19 protein-coding genes are annotated in these 19,384 nt (G+C 74.7%); 7 read left to right on the forward strand and 12 right to left on the reverse strand.

The genetic code is table 11. The annotated features are described in order from the left end of the window. Positions 1-2: 2 nt before the first annotated feature. From ABFY03_RS07925 to argC, 4 genes are read right to left on the reverse strand one after another with little or no spacing between them, the layout of a single operon-like run. Positions 3-1,217, reverse strand: coding sequence for an acetylornithine transaminase (locus ABFY03_RS07925; protein WP_319008658.1), 1,215 nt, complete (start codon positions 1,215-1,217; stop codon positions 3-5). Continuing rightward, entirely contained in the window at positions 1,214-2,119 is a 906-nt protein-coding gene (gene argB / locus ABFY03_RS07930; protein WP_319008659.1) for an acetylglutamate kinase, read from the reverse strand. The genes ABFY03_RS07925 and argB overlap by 4 nt, the downstream gene beginning before the upstream one ends. Next, positions 2,116-3,282: a bifunctional glutamate N-acetyltransferase/amino-acid acetyltransferase ArgJ gene (argJ, locus tag ABFY03_RS07935; protein WP_346169562.1), complete on the reverse strand. Its 1,167-nt coding sequence runs from the start codon at positions 3,280-3,282 to the stop codon at positions 2,116-2,118. The genes argB and argJ overlap by 4 nt, the downstream gene beginning before the upstream one ends. Then, the gene (gene argC, locus ABFY03_RS07940) at positions 3,279-4,307 is read right to left on the reverse strand and encodes an N-acetyl-gamma-glutamyl-phosphate reductase (protein ID WP_346169563.1); all 1,029 of its coding nucleotides are present in this window, start codon (positions 4,305-4,307) and stop codon (positions 3,279-3,281) included. Before argC ends, argJ begins: the two co-directional genes overlap by 4 nt. Positions 4,308-4,483: 176 nt before the next feature. On the opposite strand from argC, the gene ABFY03_RS07945 reads away from it, so the two are divergent. From ABFY03_RS07945 to ABFY03_RS07955, 3 genes are all read left to right on the forward strand, one after another. Then, positions 4,484-5,053, forward strand: coding sequence for a MarR family winged helix-turn-helix transcriptional regulator (locus ABFY03_RS07945; RefSeq protein WP_346169564.1), 570 nt, complete (start codon positions 4,484-4,486; stop codon positions 5,051-5,053). After that, positions 5,050-5,511, forward strand: coding sequence for a MarR family transcriptional regulator (locus tag ABFY03_RS07950; RefSeq protein WP_346169565.1), 462 nt, complete (start codon positions 5,050-5,052; stop codon positions 5,509-5,511). Before ABFY03_RS07945 ends, ABFY03_RS07950 begins: the two co-directional genes overlap by 4 nt. 167 nt (positions 5,512-5,678) lie before the next feature. Next, complete coding sequence (locus tag ABFY03_RS07955; RefSeq protein ID WP_346169566.1) at positions 5,679-7,010, forward strand: M48 family metalloprotease; 1,332 nt, start codon at positions 5,679-5,681, stop codon at positions 7,008-7,010. A gap of 48 nt (positions 7,011-7,058) precedes the next feature. Here ABFY03_RS07955 and ABFY03_RS07960 read toward each other — a convergent pair whose 3' ends face one another. Next, positions 7,059-8,708, reverse strand: a complete 1,650-nt coding sequence (locus ABFY03_RS07960) for an SMI1/KNR4 family protein (RefSeq protein WP_346169567.1) — start codon at positions 8,706-8,708, stop codon at positions 7,059-7,061. A 143-nt stretch (positions 8,709-8,851) separates the two neighbouring features. Between ABFY03_RS07960 and ABFY03_RS07965 the strand changes: the two genes are divergently transcribed. Further along, positions 8,852-9,688: a sigma factor-like helix-turn-helix DNA-binding protein gene (locus tag ABFY03_RS07965; RefSeq protein ID WP_319008666.1), complete on the forward strand. Its 837-nt coding sequence runs from the start codon at positions 8,852-8,854 to the stop codon at positions 9,686-9,688. A 32-nt stretch (positions 9,689-9,720) separates the two neighbouring features. Here ABFY03_RS07965 and ABFY03_RS07970 read toward each other — a convergent pair whose 3' ends face one another. The 4 genes from ABFY03_RS07970 to ABFY03_RS07985 all read right to left on the reverse strand — a co-directional run bounded on the left by ABFY03_RS07970 (position 9,721) and on the right by ABFY03_RS07985 (position 13,562). Then, complete coding sequence (locus tag ABFY03_RS07970) at positions 9,721-10,872, reverse strand: methyltransferase (protein ID WP_386723724.1); 1,152 nt, start codon at positions 10,870-10,872, stop codon at positions 9,721-9,723. Between the two features lie 59 nt (positions 10,873-10,931). Then, positions 10,932-11,525 (reverse strand): histidine phosphatase family protein, encoded by a 594-nt coding sequence (locus tag ABFY03_RS07975; RefSeq protein WP_319008668.1) that lies wholly within the window; start codon positions 11,523-11,525, stop codon positions 10,932-10,934. Positions 11,526-11,593: 68 nt separating this feature from the next. Next, positions 11,594-12,037 (reverse strand): GNAT family N-acetyltransferase, encoded by a 444-nt coding sequence (locus tag ABFY03_RS07980; RefSeq protein WP_346169569.1) that lies wholly within the window; start codon positions 12,035-12,037, stop codon positions 11,594-11,596. A gap of 91 nt (positions 12,038-12,128) precedes the next feature. Continuing rightward, a complete protein-coding gene (locus ABFY03_RS07985) occupies positions 12,129-13,562 on the reverse strand; it encodes an aminotransferase-like domain-containing protein (RefSeq protein ID WP_346169570.1) in 1,434 nt (477 codons plus the stop codon). Here ABFY03_RS07985 and ABFY03_RS07990 point away from each other — a divergent pair. Together ABFY03_RS07990 and ABFY03_RS07995 are read left to right on the forward strand one after the other, a co-directional pair. Continuing rightward, positions 13,561-14,511 carry a DMT family transporter gene (locus ABFY03_RS07990; protein WP_346169571.1) on the forward strand — a complete coding sequence of 317 codons (951 nt, stop codon included), beginning with the start codon at positions 13,561-13,563 and terminating at the stop codon, positions 14,509-14,511. The two genes, ABFY03_RS07985 and ABFY03_RS07990, sit on opposite strands and share 2 nt — an antisense overlap. Positions 14,512-14,587: 76 nt before the next feature. Next, the gene (locus ABFY03_RS07995) at positions 14,588-14,785 is read left to right on the forward strand and encodes a DUF1918 domain-containing protein (protein ID WP_319008672.1); all 198 of its coding nucleotides are present in this window, start codon (positions 14,588-14,590) and stop codon (positions 14,783-14,785) included. Here ABFY03_RS07995 and ABFY03_RS08000 read toward each other — a convergent pair. Then, complete coding sequence (locus ABFY03_RS08000) at positions 14,782-16,062, reverse strand: glycoside hydrolase family 10-like protein (protein WP_386723725.1); 1,281 nt, start codon at positions 16,060-16,062, stop codon at positions 14,782-14,784. The genes ABFY03_RS07995 and ABFY03_RS08000 overlap by 4 nt on opposite strands. A gap of 172 nt (positions 16,063-16,234) precedes the next feature. Between ABFY03_RS08000 and ABFY03_RS08005 the strand changes: the two genes are divergently transcribed. Then, positions 16,235-17,095, forward strand: coding sequence for a 3-hydroxybutyryl-CoA dehydrogenase (locus ABFY03_RS08005; protein ID WP_319008674.1), 861 nt, complete (start codon positions 16,235-16,237; stop codon positions 17,093-17,095). A gap of 111 nt (positions 17,096-17,206) precedes the next feature. Here ABFY03_RS08005 and ABFY03_RS08010 read toward each other — a convergent pair whose 3' ends face one another. After that, on the reverse strand, positions 17,207-17,737 hold the full coding sequence (locus ABFY03_RS08010) for an NUDIX hydrolase (protein WP_319008675.1): 531 nt from the start codon (positions 17,735-17,737) through the stop codon (positions 17,207-17,209). Positions 17,738-17,799: 62 nt separating this feature from the next. Continuing rightward, positions 17,800-19,140 (reverse strand): NsdA family TPR-like regulatory protein, encoded by a 1,341-nt coding sequence (locus ABFY03_RS08015; protein WP_319008676.1) that lies wholly within the window; start codon positions 19,138-19,140, stop codon positions 17,800-17,802. Positions 19,141-19,384: the final 244 nt, after the last annotated feature.

A 19,384-nucleotide genomic window follows, 5' to 3' on the forward strand; every position in this document is an offset into this window, starting at 1 on the left:
CCTCATTCCCCGGTTCGTCCTTGCCCGTTCGCCTCGTACGCCTGGTGCGCCTTGTCGAGGACGGCCGGCAGGGCCCGGAGGAAGGTGTCCGCCTCGGCGTCGGTGAGGACCAGCGGAGGCATGATCCGTACGACGTCGGGGGCGGGCGCGTTCACCAGGAGGCCGGCGTCCTGAGCCGCCTGCTGCACCTGGGGCGCGAGGGGCTCGGTGAGCACGATACCCAGCAGGAGGCCCGCGCCACGGACATGGGAGACGAGCGGGTGCCCGAGGCCCTCGATTCCGGAGCGCAGCCGCTCGCCGACGGACTTGACGTGGTCGAGGGCCGCGTCGGCGCCGAGGGTGTCGAGGACGGCGAGGCCGGCGGCGCAGGCGACCGGGTTGCCGCCGAAGGTGGTGCCGTGGTGGCCGGGGGCGAACAGCTCGGCGGCCGCGCCGAAGGCGACGGTGGCGCCGAGCGGCAGGCCGCCGCCGAGCCCCTTGGCCAGGGTGACGACGTCGGGCTCGACGCCCTCGTGGGCCTGGTGCTCGAACCAGTGGCCGCAGCGGCCGATGCCGGTCTGCACCTCGTCGAGGACGAGGAGGGTGCCGGTGGCCCGGGTGATCTCGCGGGCGGCCTTGAGGTAGCCGGGCGGCGGGACGACGACGCCGTTCTCGCCCTGGATGGGCTCGATCACGACGAGGGCCGTCTCCTCGGTGACGGCGGCCCTCAGCGCCTCCGCGTCGCCGTACGGGACGTGGGTGACGTCGCCGGGGAGCGGCAGGAACGGGGCCTGCTTGCCGGGCTGGCCGGTGAGGGCGAGGGAGCCCATGGTGCGGCCGTGGAAGCCGCCCTCGGTGGCGACCATGTGGGTCCGGCCGGTGAGCCGGCCGATCTTGAACGCGGCCTCGTTGGCCTCGGCGCCCGAGTTGCAGAAGAAGACCCGGCCCGGCCGGCCGAAGAGGCCGAGGAGCCGCTCGGCGAGGGCGACGGGCGGTTCTGCGACGAAGAGGTTGGAGACGTGGCCGAGGCTCTGGATCTGGCGGGTGACCGCCTCGACGACCGCCGGGTGGGCGTGGCCGAGGGCGTTCACCGCGATGCCGCCGACGAAGTCCAGGTACTCGGTGCCGTCGGCGTCCCACACCTTGGCGCCCTCGCCGCGGACCAGGGGCAGGCGCGGGGTGCCGTAGTTGTCCATGAGCGAGCCCTGCCACCGCTCGGTCAGCCGGTCGTTGCTCATGCGTCCCCCTCTGCGTCCGGCACGACCATCGTGCCGATGCCCTCGTCGGTGAAGATCTCCAGCAGGATGGAGTGCTGGACGCGCCCGTCGATGACGCGGGCGGTGGTGACGCCGTTGCGGACGGCGTGCAGGCAGCCCTCCATCTTGGGGACCATGCCGCTGGAGAGCTCGGGCAGCAGCTTCTCCAGCTGGCTCGCGGTGAGCCGGCTGATGACCTCGTCGCTGTTCGGCCAGTCCTCGTAGAGGCCCTCGACGTCGGTCAGGACCATCAGGGTCTCGGCGCCCAGCGCCGCAGCGAGTGCCGCAGCCGCCGTATCAGCATTGACGTTGTAGACATGTCCGTCGTCCTGGGAGCGGGCGATGGAGGAGACGACCGGGATGCGGCCGTCCTCCAGGAGCGCCTGGATGGCGCCGGTGTCGATGGCGGTGATCTCGCCGACGCGGCCGATGTCGATCCGTTCGCCGTCGATCTCCGGCAGGTGCCTGGTGGCGGTGATGGTGTGGGCGTCCTCGCCGGTGAGGCCGACGGCGAGCGGGCCGTGCTGGTTGAGCAGCCCGACGAGCTCGCGCTGGACCTGGCCGGCGAGCACCATCCGTACGACGTCCATGGCGTCCTCGGTGGTGACCCGCAGGCCCGCCTTGAACTCGCTGACGATGCCGTGCCGGTCGAGGGCGGCGCTGATCTGCGGGCCGCCGCCGTGCACGACGACCGGCTTGAGTCCGGCGTGGCGCAGGAAGACGACGTCCTGGGCGAAGGCCGCCTTCAGCTCGTCGTCGATCATGGCGTTGCCGCCGAACTTGATGACGACGGTCTTGCCGTGGTGGCGGGTGAGCCAGGGCAGGGCCTCGATCAACGTCTGGGCCTTCGGGAGGGCGGTGTGCTTCCGCGTGGCGTTGGTCATGACGAGTAGGCGCTGTTCTCGTGGACGTAGTCGGCGGTCAGGTCGTTGGCCCAGATCACGGCGGACTCGGAGCCGGCGGCGAGGTCGGCGGTGATGACGACCTCCCGGTAGCGCATGTCGACGAGGTCGCGGTCCTCGCCGACGGAGCCGTTCTTGCAGACCCACACGCCGTTGATGGCGACGTTCAGCTCGTCGGGCTCGAAGGCGGCGCCCGTGGTGCCGATGGCGGAGAGCACGCGGCCCCAGTTGGGGTCCTCGCCGTGGATGGCGCACTTGAGGAGGTTGTTGCGGGCGATGGAGCGGCCCACCTCGACGGCGTCGTCCTCGGTCGCCGCGTTGATCACCTCGATGCGGATGTCCTTGCTGGCGCCCTCGGCGTCGCCGATGAGCTGGCGGGCGAGGTCGGCGCAGACCTCCCGGACGGCCTCGGCGAAGTCGTCCTGGGCGGGGGCGGTGCCGGAGGCGCCGGAGGCGAGCAGGAGGACGGTGTCGTTGGTGGACATGCAGCCGTCGGAGTCGACCCGGTCGAAGGTGAGCCGGGTGGCGGTCCGCAGCGCGGTGTCGAGGCCCTCGGCGTCCACGTCGGCGTCGGTGGTGAGGACGACGAGCATGGTGGCGAGGCCGGGGGCGAGCATGCCCGCGCCCTTCGCCATGCCTCCGACCGTCCAGCCGTCCTTCGTGACCACGGCGGTCTTGTGGACGGTGTCGGTGGTCTTGATGGCGATGGCGGCCTTCTCACCCCCGTGCGCGGAGAGTTCGGCGGCGGCCTTCTCGACGCCCGGGAGGAGCTTGTCCATCGGCAGGAGGACGCCGATCAGGCCGGTGGAGGCGACGGCGACCTCGCCGGCGCCGACCTCGGTGCCCTGGCCGCTGAGGACCTCGGCGACCTTCTCGGCGGTGGCGTGGGTGTCCTGGAAGCCCTTGGGGCCGGTGCAGGCGTTGGCGCCGCCCGAGTTGAGGACGACCGCGGTCAGTTCGCCGTCGGCGAGGACCTGCTGGGACCAGACGACCGGGGCGGCCTTGACGCGGTTGGACGTGAAGACTCCCGCGGCGGCGCGGCGCGGCCCGGTGTTGACCACGAGGGCCAGGTCCGGGTTGCCGTTCTGCTTGATCCCGGCGGCGATGCCCGCCGCCGTGAATCCCTGCGCTGCGGTGACGCTCATGGAGCGACTCCAATCGTGGAGAGTCCGGTGTCCTCGGGAAGGCCGAGGGCGATGTTCATGCTCTGCACCGCGCCGCCGGCGGTGCCCTTGGTGAGGTTGTCGATGGCGCTGATCGCGATGATCCGGTGCGCGTCGGCGTCGTACGCGACCTGGAGGTGGACGGCGTTGGAACCGTGGACGGACGCCGTCGCGGGCCACTGCCCCTCGGGGAGGAGGTGGACGAAGGGCTCGTCCGCGTACGCCTTCTCGTAGGCGGCGCGGACGGCCTCGGCGGTCGTGCCGGGCTTCGCGGCGGCGGTGCAGGTGGCGAGGATTCCGCGGGGCATCGGGGCCAGGGTCGGGGTGAAGGAGACCGAGACCCGCTCGCCGGCCGGGCCGGACAGGTTCTGGATCATCTCCGGGGTGTGCCGGTGGCCGCCGCCGACGCCGTACGGGGTCATGTTGCCCATCACCTCGCTGCCGAGGAGGTGCGGCTTGAGGGCCTTGCCCGCGCCGGAGGTGCCCGAGGCGGCGACGATCACGGCCTCGGGGGCGGCGAGCCCGTCCGCGTACGCCGGGAAGAGGGCGAGCGAGACGGCGGTGGGGTAGCAGCCGGGCACCGCGATGCGCTTGGACCCCTCCAGCGCGGCGCGGGCACCCGGCAGTTCGGGGAGGCCGTAGGGCCAGGTGCCGGCGTGCGGGGAGCCGTAGTACGCCTCCCAGTCGGCCGGGTCCTTCAGCCGGAAGTCGGCGCCCATGTCGACGACGAGGACGTCCGGGCCGAGCTGCTCGGCGACGGCGGCGGACTGGCCGTGCGGCAGGGCGAGGAAGACGACGTCGTGGCCGGCCAGCTCCTCGGCGGTGGTGGGCGCGAGAACCCGGTCGGCGAGCGGCAGCAGGTGGGGCTGGAGGCCGCCGAGCTTCTGGCCGGCGTTGGAGTGGCCGGTCAGGGTGCCGATCTCGACGTGGGGGTGCGCGAGGAGCAGGCGCAGGAGTTCCCCGCCCGCGTATCCGCTCGCGCCTGCGACTGCTGCTCGTACCGTCATCGAAACCCTCCTCATGGATGGCATGACTATACGTGTCGCCGTAGTTTTATGCAACGAGCCGCATGAGGTCGCGCGAAGGGTTCACTCCCCAGGGTGCCGGGGGCCCGGGCGGGGCGCATCCGCGACGCTCCCCTATTTAGTAGCCATGTACATAGTAGCCATGTACTGTATCCGTCATGAGCAAGGGAACCCCGGGCCCGACGCCCGGCTTTCTGGTGTGGCGGCTCGCCAACAAGTGGCGGGTCGCGGTCGACCGCGCCGTGGCCCCGCTGGGCCTCACGCACGCGCAGTACTCGCTGGTCGCGTCGCTGCACGGCATGCAGCGCAACGGAGAGCGGCCCAGCCAGCGGCGGCTCGCCGACCACACCGGGATGGAGGCGCTGTACGTCTCCAAGCTCGCCCGCTCCCTGGAGTCGGCCGGGCTGATCGAGCGGGTACGGGACCCCCGGGACCCGCGCGCCGTGCAGCTCTCCCTCACCGAGGAGGGGCGGACCGTCACCCGGCGGGCCGTCGCCGTGGTGCAGGACCTGCTCCAGCAGCTCCTGGAGCCGCTGGGCGGCCTCGACGGGGCGCGGACCCACGCGTTCACCGCGGAGCTGGCGGCCCTGCTCGACGTGCCCCTCGTTCCCTCCGCCACTCCCTCGGCACCCTCCGCACCGCCGGCACCCTCGGCACCCTCCGCACCTTCCGTACGAGAACAGACCGGTACGACCACCGACGAGACCACTCAGGGGGCAACACCATGACCACGAACACCACCGCGCCCGCCGCCGACTCCCGCATGCTCGGCCTGGCCCACTACGCGGCCCGGGGCGTCCTGGAGCACGTCCTTGGCCGGCACGGCGTCACGTTCCTCCAGCAGATATCGCTGCGCGCGGCGGTCACCGCCGACGCCCCGTCGACCCCGGACGAGCTCGTCGCCCGGGTCCGCGCGAGCGTCAAGGGCGACCCGGCCGACGCCCACGCCGCCCTCGACGCCCTGCTGACCAAGGCCCTGCTCGTCGCCGAGGGTCCCCACCTCCTGCCCACGGACGCCGGCCGCGAGCTGCTCGCCACCGTCGCCGCCGAGGCGGCCCCCCTCTCGGCCCGCGTCTGGGGCGGCATCCCGCCCGAGGACCTGGCGGCCGCCGGCCGCGTCCTCGCCCTCGTGACCGAACGCGCCGACCGGGAGCTGGCGGCGCTGGAGCGCGCGACGGAGGTCTGACGGCCCTTCGCGGCCTCGCGGCCTCGCGGCCTCGCCGAGAACGACCGGTCCCGATGGCCTAAAGTCCCCCTCACCTGCGTGTACGACAGGAACACGTCAGGCACGGACACGGCACGAGAACGAGGGGGACGGTCGCCGTCGCGGCCTCCCCCGGTGGGGGGACCACCATGACCGAGACGGTCGACGAAAGACGGGCGGCCGACACCGGCTGCCCTGACTGCGGAACCGCCCTGACCGGCGGCGGCGCCTACGTCGCCTGGTGCGCCGGCTGCGGCTGGAACACCGATCCCGGCGCCAGCGAGGAGGCACCGCCAGCCGGGCGGATCGACCGGGTGAGGCGGCGGCTCGCCCACCGTTACGGGGAACAGCTCTTCGCCGACCTCATCGCGAGCGGCGGGCCCGGCGAGCCCGGCCCGTCCGACGAGTCCGGCGAGAAGGCGTCCCGGGCCGGACGCGGCCGGTCCGGGTGGCTCGCCACCTGCCTCGCCCTGGCCGTCCACGGCCTCACCCTCGCCCTCCTCGGCGGCGGCATCGCGATGATCGCCGCGGGCCAGGGCCTCGTCCCGGTCCTCGGCGCGCTCCCGCTCCTCGTCGCGCTGGTGCTCCGGCCCCGCCTCGGCAGCCTCCGGAAGACCGCCGCGCACCTGCCCGTGCTGCGCCGCGCCGACGCGCCGGAACTCTTCGGCCTTCTCGACGACGTCGCCGCCGCGGTCGGCACCACGGGGGTCGAGGCGGTGGTGGTCGACGCCGACGTGAACGCCTCCGTGCGCACCTACGGCATCCGCCGGCAGCGGGTCCTGACCGTGGGCCTCGGACTGTGGGAGACGCTCTCCCCACAGGAACGGGTCGTCCTCCTCGGCCACGAGTTCGGCCACTACGCGCACGGCGACACCCGTCACGCCCTCGTCGTCTCCACCGCCTTCCAGTCCCTCGACACCTGGTCGTACACGCTGGCCCCGCAGCCGTCCGAGTCACTGCTCGACGACCTGACGAACCTCGCGACCGCGCTGCCCCGGATGGCCGTCGACGGGGTGGCGGGCCTGCTGGACCACCTGACGCTGCGGGGCGCGCAGCGCGCCGAGTACCTGGCCGACGAGGCCGCCGCCCGGACCGGCGGCTCGCGGGCCGCCGCCGCGCTGATGGACCGGCTGCTCAGCGCCGACGCCGTGGCGGGCATGCTCCGCCGGGAGGCCGTCGCCACCCGCACCCGGCGGACCGGCGCCCGCTCCGAGGACGCCGCCGAGGGCCTGTGGCAGCGACTCGCCGCCCAGGCCGGCGCGGTCCCCGCCTCCGAGTACGAGCGGCTGCGCCGCGTCGCCGAGCTCCGCGGGCACAGCGTCGACAGCACCCATCCGCCCACGCACCTGCGACACCGGCTCCTCGCCGCGGGCGCCTTCGCGCCCCGGATCGTGCTGGACGCCGAGCGGGCCGCACGCGTCGACGCCGAACTCGGCGACGCACGGCGGACGCTCGCCCGCGAGCTGCTGCTGCGCGGCTGAGCCCTGCCCGGGCCCCCTGCCGGCCGACCGGCGGGCCGCGTCGCCGGCCTACGGGGTCGGCCCGGGGGCGCCGGGGCTCCTCGGGGTCGCGGCCGTCTGTCGGTTCCTCGCGGAGGCGGGTACGGGCGGGGCGGGGAGGGTTCCTTCGGCCCGGAAGGCGTCCAGGGGGTGCCCCAGGCGGGCGGCCAGGTCGAGCGTCTCGTCGAGCCCGGCGTCCGGCTCGCCGAGGCCCGCCGCGGCCAGGCCCGTCGGCGCCCCGCCCGCGTCGAGGAGCGCCGCCCACTGGCGCCGGTCCAGTACCAGGTACAGCAGGCCGGGCAGCTCCGCGAGGACCGACGGGTCGGCGAGCGGCACCCCGCTCAGGGCCAGGCCGCAGAGGCCGGGGACCGTGCGGAGCGGAGCCAGGTCGACCGGTGCAGCGGCACCCGTCAGGCGCAGGGCGCGAAGGCGGGGATGGCCGGCGAGCGGGGCCAGGCCGCCCGCGGTGCCGGTCAGGGCGGTGGTCAGCGACTCGACCGGGGCCGTACGGAGCGGGGTCAGGTCCCGGGCCGACGCCCCGCCGTACAGGGTCACCCGGCGCAGGGCCGGGGCGCCCGCGAGGGCGCCGAGGTCGACGGGGCCGTCCGCGCCGCGCGCCTCGACCTCCTGGACCTCCGGGCCGGGCGGCTCCGCCACCGTGCCGGGGCGCGGCCGGAGCCGCTGGGCGGAGCTGAGGGCGCGGTCGAGCCAGACGTTCCCGTCGGCGACCTCGTACGCGCCCCGCTCCAGCTCGCCGAGCGCCCACCTCAGCAGCGCCGTGACCGACTCCGTGAGGTACGTGGCGCCGTGGGCGTGGTCGCGGCCGACGACGATGACCTGTCCGGGGTGGCCGTGCCGGGCCGGGGCCAGGTCCACCGCCCGGTAGTTGCCGTCCTCGTTGGTGAGGAACGGGATCCGGGTGGGATCGCCGGTGCAGCGCCGCACCCGCCGGGGCGGTTCGGCGTCGAGGATCACCGCGTCCCAGCCGAGGCTCCAGCCCATCCAGTCCGGCACCGCCTGGTGCGCGTGCGCGGCGACCATCCCGTCGAGGCTCAGCCAGCCCGCCTCGCCCAGGACGTCGCGGTGCCTGCCGTCGACCAGGTCGCCGTCGGCGAGGGCGTACAGGGCGCGGAGGTCGGCGGGGAGCCGGGCGCCGAGTCGCCGCTCGGCCGTCTCGATCGCGCTCTCGCGCGCGGGCGCGGGCAGTCGCTCGGGGCCGCCGAGGAGTGCGGCGCGCCGCGCCAGGATCGCGCGGAAGAGCGCGACCGCCTCTTCGGGGTCGCCGGCCGGGGCCGCCGTGCCGGTCTCCTCCGCGAGCCCCGGCTCGGGCAGCCGGGCGGCCGGGTCGAGGATGATCCCGCCGCCGCCCAGACCGGGCCGCGTGCCCGCGGTGGGGGCGACGACCAGGCGGTACGTCCCGTCGGCGGCGCACTCCAGCTCGGCGGTGCTGCCGGACGTCCCGCACGACTCCCGCAGGACCCGGGCGGGTTCGACGAGGCGGCGGTGCACGGTCCGCAGCGGCAGCCGCTGCTGTCCGCCGTCCGCCGTCTCGTACCCGCCCCCCATCGAGATCCCGCCGTCGCTCTCCTGCCAGTGGAACGCGGCCCGCCGCCATCCCACCGGCGCGGCTTCGGCGAACACCGCGACGATCTCCCCGACCGCCCGCTCCCGCTCCGTCATCCCGGCCCCTCCCCCGCGTCCCGTGTGTCGCTGCCTCGATCGTGACACCCGGCACCGACAACGCCCGTCCCGGCCCCGCGTCACAACGGGCGCGGCCGCCCCGTCATCCAGGTGACGGAACCTGACGGGAAGTGAGTGGCCCCATGCACGACGACGCTGTGGTGACCGCGCTGGGCGCGTGGTTCGACGCCGACGAGGAGCGGCTGCGGGGCGTGGCCCTGCGGCTGCTCGGCGCGGGGGCGGAGGCCGGCGCGGAGGCCGTCCTCGGCCGGGTCCGGGCCGGCCTCGGGACGGACGCTCCGGCGGTGGCGCGGCTCTGTCTGACGGCCCTGGTCGCCCGCGCCTGCCTCGACGCCGGCGGGCAGGTGCGCGGGGCGGCGGGGAACGACCGGCCGGGCCCGGAACCGGTACCGGACGGGCTGGACGAGACCGTGCTGATGGGCTTCCTCGCCGTGCTGGACCGGCTCGGCCCCCGTCAGCGGCTCGCGTACCTGCTCCACGACGTCTTCGGGCTGGCGCCCGGGGAGACGGCCCGGGTCATGGGCGGGTCCGCCGACGACGCCGCCCGGCGGGCGCGGCGGGCCCGGGAGCGGCTGCGGGGCGGCGGCGCGGCGCGGGAGGGGGGCGTTCCGGGGCGGCGGGCGCTCGTGGAGGCCTTCCTGGCCGCCGCACGCGCGCGTGACGCCGTCGCGCTGGCCGGACTGCTCGACCCGGAGGCCGTCGCGTACGCGGAGCGGGGGCCGGTGCACGGGGCCGCGGCGGTGGCCCTGGCGGCCTCGGCGGCGCTGTCGGCGCGGCCGGGTGGCGCGGTCCGGCCCGCGCTGGTCGACGGCGCGGTCGGGGTGGTGGCGTTCGCCGCCGGAGGGGGTCCCGTCGCGGCGGTGGCGGTCGGCTTCCGCCGCGACCGGATCGTCAGTCTGGACATCACGACGGACGCGGACCGTCTCCGCACCCTGGACCTGGTCTTCCCGGACACGTGAGGGGCCGTCGGTCCCGGCGGCCCCTCGGCGGTTCAGCGCTTGACCGCGCGCAGGACCACGAACTTCGGGTCGCTCGCGACCAGTTCGCTGGTGCCGAAGATGCGGCGGAGGGTGACGTGGTAGCCGAGGTGGCGGTTGCCGACGACCCACAGTTCACCGCCGGGCCGGAGCGCGCGCCGGGCGTCGGAGAACATCCGGCGGGCGGTGCGGTCGGTGGTGGCCTGGTGGCTGTGGAAGGGCGGGTTGTTGAGGACGAGGTCGAGCGAGCCGGCGGGGACGTCCGCGAGGCCGTCGCCGACGGTGAACTCCGCCGTGCGGTCCTCGCCCGCGTGGGTGCGGAAGTTCTCCTCGGCGGAGGCGACGGCCTGGTACGACTCGTCGGTGAAGAGCAGTTCGGCGTCGGGCTCGGCGAGGGCCACCGCGAGGCCGACGACGCCGTTGCCGCAGCCGAGGTCCGCCACGCGCGCGTGGCCGAGGCCGCGCGGCAGGTGGCCGAGGAGGAAGCGGGTGCCGATGTCGAGGCGGTCGGCGCAGAAGACGCCCGCCTGGTTGGCGACCGTGCGGCCGGCGAGGCCGGGCGCGGGGGTGTCGGCCGGGAGGGCGTACCGGTACGGCCAGGGGTTCGGCCCGGGCGCGGCGGCCGGGTCGGGGGTGGTGTGGATGAGCCGGGCCTTCTTCACCGCGAGCGAGGTGCGGGTGGGGCCGAGGATCCGCTCGAAGAGGGTCAGGGTGGAGGTGTGGATCTCCTTGACCATGCCGGTGCCGACGATCACCGTGTCCGCGTGGACGGCGGGGGCGAGCCGGTGCAGCTGGTCCTCCAGGAGCGCGAGGCTCTTGGGGACGCGGACGAGGAGGACGTCGATCCGCTCGGGCGGCGGGTCCTGGGTGGTGAGGAGCCGGACGGCGTCGGGGGCGGCCCCGGCGCGGGCGAGGTTGGCGCGGGTGGCCTCGCGGCCCAGGTACGAGTCGGAGATCTGGACGAGTTCCCCGGCCCCGGCGGCGTGGAGCGCGGTGACGAGGGCTCCCCAGCGGTCGCCGAGGACGGCGACGGTGCCGGAGAGGCCGGTGCCGGTCTCGGCCAGGTGGTTCAGCAGGTACTCGTCGGCCGCGTCCCAGGCGCGCAGCGGATCGCGCGGGTCCTCGGGGTGGCGGGTGAGCGTGACGTCGCCCCATGGCGTGGTCAAACGGTTCATCGTGCCCCCAGGCTAGCCGCTCCGCGCCGGGGCCCGGCCGTCCCCGCCGGTCAGCGCAGCGCCGGGGCGTCCAGGTGGAGGTGCCAGGCGCCGGGGCGGCCGATGAGGGTGACGGTGGAGAGGGGGCGGACGTCGACGCTCCAGTAGGTGGCGGGGGCGGCCCGGAGGGCGTAGACGAGGGCGGCGCGGACGACGGAGGGCTCGGCGACGGCGACGACGGTGACGTCGCCGCCGGCGGGGTCGCCGTCCGGGCGGGTGTCGAGCCAGCCGCCGATGCGGGAGATGAAGGCGAGGAGGGGTTCGCCGCCGTGCGGGGCGGAGCGGGCGTCGGCGAGCCAGGCGTCGACGGCGGCCGGTTCGAGGGCGGCGACCTCGGCGAGGGTGAGGCCGCGCCAGCGGCCCATGTCGCAGTCGCGGAGGGCGGGCTGGGCGAGCGGGGCGTAGCCGAGGGCGGTGCCGGTGGCGCGGCTGCGCTGCGTCGGGGAGCAGTAGCGGAGTTCGGCCGCGCCGAGCGGGAGGAGGGCGGGCGCGGCGTGCTGTACCTCGTACCATCCGGCCTCGTCGAGCGGCCGGTCGTCGTCGAAGCGTTCGGCGAGCAGGGAGGAGCTGCGCGCCGCCGCGACCAGCGTGACCCGAAGACCCATGGCCGCGATCGTGAGGCCGGTGGGGCCGCGGGTCAAGGGGCGCGGCGGGGGGACCGGGAGGCCCCGGTTCAGTGCTGTCCGAGAGCCATCCACTTGTCCGTATTCTGCAGTGGCGTGAATCCGACCTTCTCGTAGACGCCGTGGGCGTCGGCGGTGGCGAGCATGATCCGGCGGAGCCCGTACGGCTCCAGGTGGTCGCGGACGGCGGTGACGAGGGCGGTGCCGAGTCCGGTGCCGCGGGCCGGGCGGTCGACGTAGACGTCGCAGAGCCAGGCGAAGGTGGCGTGATCGGTGACCACGCGCGCGTAGGCGGCGAGTTCGCCGGTGTCGCGGTGGTAGGCGCCGAAGTTGAGCGAGCCGGCGATGGCGCTGTCCTGCTTCTCCCGGGTGCGGCCGAGGGCCCAGTAGGCGTCGGTGGAGAGCCAGTGGTGGATGCGGGCGGCGTCCAGCCGGGCCGGGTCGGCCGAGATCTCGTAGCTCCCGTGGAGGGTGGCGGTGGTGGTGTCGTTCATGGCCGGAGGATGCCAAAGCCGTGGGCACGTGTCAGGCGGGTTTTCCGGGCCGGCGGAGAGGTGCGCGGGCGCCCGCCCGCGCCGCCCGGTGTCACGGAAGGAGTTCGTCCATGGCGGTCCGGAGCCTGCGGACGCCCTCGGCGATCTCCGTGGGCCCGGCGACACCCGCGAAACTCAGCCGGATGTGGCCGGCCGGGGGTTCGGCGCAGAAGTAGGGCCGGCCGGGGGCGGCGGTGACGCCGGCCCGGAGGGCGGTGGCGAGGAAGGTGGGCTCGGCAAGGGTGTCGGGGAGGCGGAGCCAGAGGTGGTAGCCGCCGGAGGGCACGTGGGGCAGGGCGAGTTCGGGGAGGTGGAGGGCGACGGCGGCGGTGAGGGTGTCGCGGCGGGCCTTCAGCTCCTGGGAGACGGTCCGCAGGTGGCGGGGCCACGCCGGGGAGCCGACGAGTTCGAGGGCGGCCTCCTGGAGCGGGCGGGGGACGAAGAAGCTGTCGACGACCTGGATGGCGCGGAGGCGTTCGAGGACGGGGCCGCGGGCGGCGAGGGCGCCGACGCGGAGGCTCGCCGAGGTGATCTTGGTGAGGGAGCAGACGTGGACGACGACGCCGTCGGGGTCGTCGGCGGCGAGCGGCGGCGGGAGGGGTCCGGCGTCCTCGTGGACGAGCCGGCGGGCGAAGTCGTCCTCGACGACGAAGGCGCCGGCGGCGCGGGCGATGCGGACGACCTCGCGGCGGCGGTCCGGCGGGAGGAGGGCGCCGGTGGGGTTCTGGAAGAGCGGCTGGCAGACCAGGACCCGGGCGCCGGTGGCGCGGAAGGCGGCTTCGAGGAGGTCGGGGCGGACGCCGTCGGCGTCGGTGGGGACGGGCACCGGGCGCAGTCCGGAGGCGCGGGCGACGGCGAGCATGCCGGGGTACGTGGGCGACTCGACGAGCACGGGCGTGCCGGGCGCGGTGAGCGCGCGCAGGGCGGTGGTGAGGGCGGACTGACCGCCGGCGGTGATGAGGATCTCGGCACCGGTGACGCCGCCGCCGATCTCGCGGGCGAACCACTCGCGGAGGTCGGTGAGCCCGTCCGTGGGCGGACGGCCCCAGGCGCCGGGGCGGCGGCCGGCCCGGGCGAGGGCGGCGGAGAGGGCGCGCTCGGGCTGGAGGGAGGGGTGGAGGTAGCCGCCGTTGAACTCGATGACGCCGGGCGGGGGCGCGGCGAGGGTGACGAGGACGCCGGAGGCGTCGACGGCGCGGGGGACGAGTTCGGAGGCGGCGTCGGCGCTGAGGGCCAGCTCCTGCCAGGAGGTGTCGCCGGCGGTGGCGGGGGCGCGGGTCTCGGCCCGGAAGGCGCCGGCGCCGGGGCGGGTGACGACCAGCCCCTCGGCGGCGAGCTGGGCGAGGGCGCGGCTGACGGTCACCGGGGAGACCCGGTAGCGCTCGACCAGGGCCCGACTCGACGGCAGCTTTCCACCAGGAGAGTAGCGGTCGAGCTCCGCCTTCAGGGATTTCGCCAGTTCGGCCACACTGCTACGCTCATGCATGAGAGCACAGAATAGCGCTACTGCCCCGATGACGATAGCGGTCGACACGACGACCGGAAGCGCTCCGGCGACGGCGCCGCCCGCCGGGACCGCCCCGCTCCAGGGCACCCTGCTCGCCCTGCTCGGCGTGGTCTCCTTCTCGCTGACCTTCCCGTCGACGGTGTGGGGCCTGGAGAGCTTCGGCCCGTGGTCGCTGGTGGCCGTCCGCTCCACGCTCGCCGCGCTGATCGCCGGGGCCTTCCTGCTCGTCGGCCGCGTACCGCTGCCGGAGCGCCGGCACTGGGCCGGGCTCGCGGTGGTCGCCGGCGGCGTGGTCGTCGGCTTCCCGCTGCTCACCACGCTCGCCCTCCAGACCTCGACGACCTCGCACGCCGCCGTCGTGGTCGGCCTGCTGCCGCTCACCACCGCCGCCTTCGCCGCCGTCCGGACCGGCCGCCGCCCGTCCCGCACCTTCTGGCTCGCGGCCGTCTCCGGCGCCGCCGTCGTGATCGCCTTCACCGTCCAGCAGAGCGGCGGCGCGCTCTCCGCGGGCGACCTCTACCTCTTCGGCGCGCTGCTGGTCTGCGCCGCCGGCTACACCGAGGGCGGTCGGCTCGCGCGGCTGATGCCGGGCTGGCAGGTGATCGGCTGGGCGCTGGTGCTCTGTCTGCCGCTGATGGCCCCCGCCTCGGCGGTGGCGCTCGCCCTGGAGCCGGTGCACCTCACCGCCCACGGCGTGATCGGCCTGGTCTGGGTGGCCGCCGGCTCCACCTTCTTCGGCCTGTACGTCTGGTACCGGGGCATGGCCGCGATCGGCATCCCGCGCGCCAGCCAGCTCCAGCTCGCCCAGCCGCTGCTCACCCTGTTCTGGTCGGTCTTCCTGCTCGGCGAGACCCTGCCGCTGGCCGCCCCGGTCGCGGCGGCCGGCGTGCTGGTCTGCATCGCGGTGACCCAGCGCGCGAAGAGCTGACCCGGAGGCGGCGCCCCGCCGTGACCTGCGTCACAATGGCAGGGCAGGGGTCGTTTCGCGCGCGAGGAGGTCCGTGATGCAGGCGAATGTGGGCGACAAACTGCTGGTGCACGGCCGGACCGTAGGTCAGCACGACCGTACGGCCCAGGTCCTCGAGGTGCGGGGGGAGAACGGCGCTCCCCCGTACAAGGTGAAGTTCGACGACGACGGTCACGAGGCCCTGATGTCGCCGGGCCCCGACACCGTCGTCCGCCACCCCGGACAGCAGCGCTAGGCGGTCCGGGGAGCCCGGGCCCGGGTCGGGTAGTGGTCGGCCACGGCGGTGGCGAGAGCGCCGTTGCGGTCCTCCGTGACCTCCTTCGCCGCGAAGAAGCAGTGCCCGCCGACGCCCGGCCGTTCCGCGGCCAGCGCGAGGTGCCGTGACAGCTCCTTCGGGTCCTGCCACGCCTCGGGCTGGCCCGGGTCGCCGGCCTTGTAGAGCGCCTCGCCGATGTAGAGCCCGACGCCCGTCCCCCGTACCGCCGCGTGCCACCAGTCGAGCAGCGTGGCGTAGTCGGTGGAGGGGTGGCCGAGGTGCCAGTACAGCTGCGGCACCACGTGGTCGATCCAGCCCTCCCTGACCCACTTGCGGGTGTCCGCGTACAGGTCGTCGTAGGTGGCCACCCCGGCGCGGGTGTCCGAGCCCTCGGGGTCGTCGGCGATGTTCCGCCACACCCCGAAGGGGCTGATCCCGAAGGCCGTCCCCGGCCTGACCTCCTTGATCCGGGCGGACATCTCCGAGACCAGCAGGTCGGTGTTGTGCCGCCGCCAGTCCGCGCGGTCCGGGAAGCCCGCGCCGTGCCGGGCGTACGTCTCGTCGTCCGCGAAGCCCTCCCCCGCCACCGGGTACGGGTAGAAGTAGTCGTCCCAGTGGACGGCGTCCAGCGCGTAGCGGCGCACCGCGTCGAGCATGGCGTCCTGGACGAAGCGGCGGACCTCGGGCAGCCCGGGGTCGTAGTACAGCTTCCCGCCGTACGGCACGGCCCAGTCGGGGTGGAGCCGGGCCGGGTGGGAGGCGGCGAGCCGGGACGGGTCCGTGTGGTTCGCCACCCGGTACGGGTTGAACCAGGCGTGCAGCTCCAGACCGCGCGCGTGCGCCTCCGTGACGGCCGTGCCCAGCGGGTCCCAGCCGGGGTCGCGTCCCTGGGTGCCGGTGAGGCACTGCGCCCAGGGTTCGTGAGGCGAAGGCCACAGTGCGTCGGCGGTGGGCCGGACCTGGAGGACGACCGCGTTGAGCCGCCGCTCCACCGCCTTGTCCAGGTGGGCGAGGAGCTCGGCCTTCTGCTCGGCGGCGGTCAGACCGGCGCGCGACGGCCAGTCCCGGTTGGCGACCGTCGCCACCCACATGCCCCGGAATCCCCCGGAACGAGCGGCCCGCGCCGAGGTCCGCCCCCCGTCCCGTTCCCGTATCGAGGGGCGTCGGGCGGAGGCACCGGAGGCGCCCGGCCCCACGACGGCGAATGCCGCTCCCGTTGCGGTCGTCACAAACCCTCTTCTCCCGATAGGCCGCACTTGTACCCCTCAGCTGTCGGATACGTCACACCCCCACGGACAGCATGCCCCCTCCTCGACCGATCGATCATCGCGCGAATCGGAGTAACGTCATGGGGTCGAGGCGTGCGCACCGGAATCACACGGGGGCCCGCCGCCAGAGAAGAGCGAAAGGCACGAGGTGACGGACTCCATGGCCGACATTGAGCGCGTCGGAGTGGTGGGCTGCGGCCAGATGGGCGCGGGCATCGCAGAGGTGTGTGCCCGGAGCGGCCTCGAGGTGAAGGTGGCCGAGACCACCGGCGAGGCCCTGGAGATCGGCCGTACCCGGCTGCTGAACTCGCTGACCAAGGCCGCCGAACGCGGCAAGATCAGCGAGGAGGAGCGGGACGCGGCGCTGGCGAACCTGAGCTTCACCACCGACCTGGGCGAGTTCGCCGACCGCGACCTCGTCATCGAGGCGGTCGTCGAGAACGAGCAGGTCAAGACCGAGATCTTCCAGGTCCTCGACCAGGTCCTGACCCGGCCGGACGCCATCCTGGCCTCGAACACCTCCTCCATCCCGCTGGTGAAGCTGGCCGTGGCGACCTCCCGCCCCGACCACGTCGTCGGCATCCACTTCTTCAACCCGGCCCCCGTGCAGAAGCTGGTCGAGCTGATCCCCGCCCTCACCACCTCCGAGGGCACCATCAGCCGGGCGCAGGCCTTCGCCGAGAAGGTGCTCGGCAAGCACGCCATCCGCGCCCAGGACCGCTCCGGCTTCATCGTGAACGCCCTGCTCGTGCCGTACCTGCTCTCGGCGATCCGGATGTTCGAGTCCGGCATCGCGAGCCGCGAGGACATCGACAACGGCATGGAGTTCGGCTGCGCCCACCCCATGGGCCCGCTGAAGCTCTCGGACCTGATCGGCCTCGACACGATCGCCTCGATCGCCGACTCGATGTACTCCGAGTTCAAGGAGCCGCTGTACGCCGCTCCCCCGCTGCTCCAGCGGATGGTGGACGCGGGCCGGCTGGGCCGCAAGACGGGCTCCGGCTTCTACGTCTACTCCTGACCCACCCCCTGACGCCCCCGGCGTCCCACGGATGTCGCTCTCCGCGACCGGAACGGCCCGTACCCCCGCACAGGTACGGGCCGTTCGCCTTTCCCCGCCGTCAGGCGGACGTCAGCCGAGCCGCAGATGGCGGAGCATCAGCAGCCCCGCCGCCATGTTCGCGGCCGGGATCTCGCCGCGGGCGATCAGCTCCGGGACCTCCTTCAGCGGCACCCAGGCGCGCCGCGAGGACTCGAAGCCGTCGGCCGGCGGGCCGGTCCAGCCGGCCCTGTCCGTCCAGTAGAGGTGGTGCCGGGCGTCGCTGAGCCCGTTGGAGGGCTCGACGGTGAGGAGGTGGCGCAGCGGCCCCGGCCGCCAGCCGGTCTCCTCCTCCATCTCGCGGGCGGCGGCGGCCTCGGGGGTCTCGCCGTCCTCGACGACGCCGGCGGCCAGCTCCCACCCCCAGCTGTCGGTGATGAAGCGGTGGCGCCAGAGCATGAGGACCTCGTCGGCGTCGTTGACGACGGTCGCGGCGGCGACGGGGCGGAGTCGGATCAGATAGTGGTCGAGGTGGCGGCCGTCCGGGAGTTCGACGTCCGCGAGGTTCACTCGGAACCAACGGTTTTCATAGACGGAGCGTTCACTCAGTTTCGTCCACTGCACGTTCTTGCCACCTTCCGACTGGTAGGCGCGTGTTCGGTGGCAATATCGCATCAGTTCGACGGTCAGAGGGGAACGCGCAACGCCCCGTCGATCAGCTCCGCCGCCTCCCGCGCGTCCCCCGCGTCGCTGGCCAGCAGGTACTCCCGGGCCTGCCGCAGCCGGTCCCGCAGCCGCCGGGACTCCATCCCGCGCGCCCGTTCGGTCATCTCGACCGCCGTCCGCGCCGCCGAGTCCGCCTCGCCCTGCCGCAGTTCGACCTGGCAGAGCAGCGCGAGCCGGTGCACCCGGCCCCGGTCGTGCGAAGGCGCCCGCGCCGCCCGCGCCGCCTGCTCGTACGCCCCCGCGAGATCACCCAGACTGAGGAGCGCCTCCGCGACCTGCACGTTGACGAGGCCGGGCTGCACGTACCCCGTCTCGGCCGGCTCCGCCGCCGGCGCGATCCGCTCCGCCGCCGCCTCGGCCCGCCGGATGCAGTCGAGCGCCGCCCGCCCGTCGCCGAGCCGGGCGTACGCCTTCGCCTGCATCGCCGTCAGATCGGCCGCCAGCGCCGGGGTGATGGTCCCGTCGGCCCCCCGCAGCGCCGCCTCCGCGAAGGCCACCGCCTGCCGGAACTCCCCGAGCAGCAACGACTGGTTGACCATCAGCGCGATCACGTACGCCCCGAACGCCCGGTCCCCGCTGGCCTTCGCGAGCCGCAGCGCCTGGTGGAAGTAGCGCTGCGCGAGACCGTGCGCGTCGCCGTCGTAGGCGCAGATCCCGGCCACCGCCACCAGTCCCCCGGTGGCCCGGTGCAGGGCGCGCCCCAGGGCGTCGCTGTAGGAGCCGCGCAACCGGGGCGCGGCCTCGGTGGTCAGGAAGCCGACGATCCTGGCCCGGGTCGCGATGCCGCCGGCCTTCCGGTACATCTGCTCGTAGTGCGCGCGGGCCGCCATGAGCAGGGCGATGTCGGCGGGCTCCACCCGGGTCAGTCCCGTCCGGGAGACGTCGGTGTCCTCCGGCGGGTTCTCCCACTCCCACACCGGCATCACCGCCGGCGTGCCGGTCACCGCCGGGGCGGAGACCAGGTACGGGCGCTGCTGCTCGTCCGAGCGCCACAGGGCGGTGGCCCGGTCGACGAAGCCGGAGAGCGGGGTGCCGGGCGCGGGCGGGCCGCCGCCGGGCACGCCGAGCCCGATGTCGTCGAGGGTGACGGGCCTGCCGAGCCGGGCCGCGAGCACCTCGCAGATCAGGTCGGGCACCTGGCCACGCGGCCGCTGGCCCTTCAACCACCGTGCCACGGCGGTGTGTTCGTAACGCAGGGCAAGGCCCCTGGCCCGTCCGGCCCGGTTCACACGGTCGGCGAGCCCGGCGTTGGAGACGCCCGCCTCGTCCAGGAGGGCGTCGAGCAGGGTGTTGGGCTGCATGGCCCCTCCGGTCGCTCGGTGAACTCAGCGTAGCGGTGGCCGAATTCGCGCGGTGCGATTTCGCACGGGGTGTGAACGAAGTACCCGTTCTTCCGGTCCGTGCGCGCTCCCGCCGGCGGAGCCGTAGCGCTTGACTGGGGTTCTCGCCAGCAGGCGAGAACGACCGGGCCGCCGGCTCCCCCTCGTACAGTGCGGTCGCCCGGTCCGCGCCGCCCGCCCCGCCAGATCTGCCCGACACTCCGTG

Origin of the sequence: Streptomyces roseofulvus, from assembly GCF_039534915.1 — a bacterium.
Taxonomy (GTDB): domain Bacteria; phylum Actinomycetota; class Actinomycetes; order Streptomycetales; family Streptomycetaceae; genus Streptomyces; species Streptomyces roseofulvus.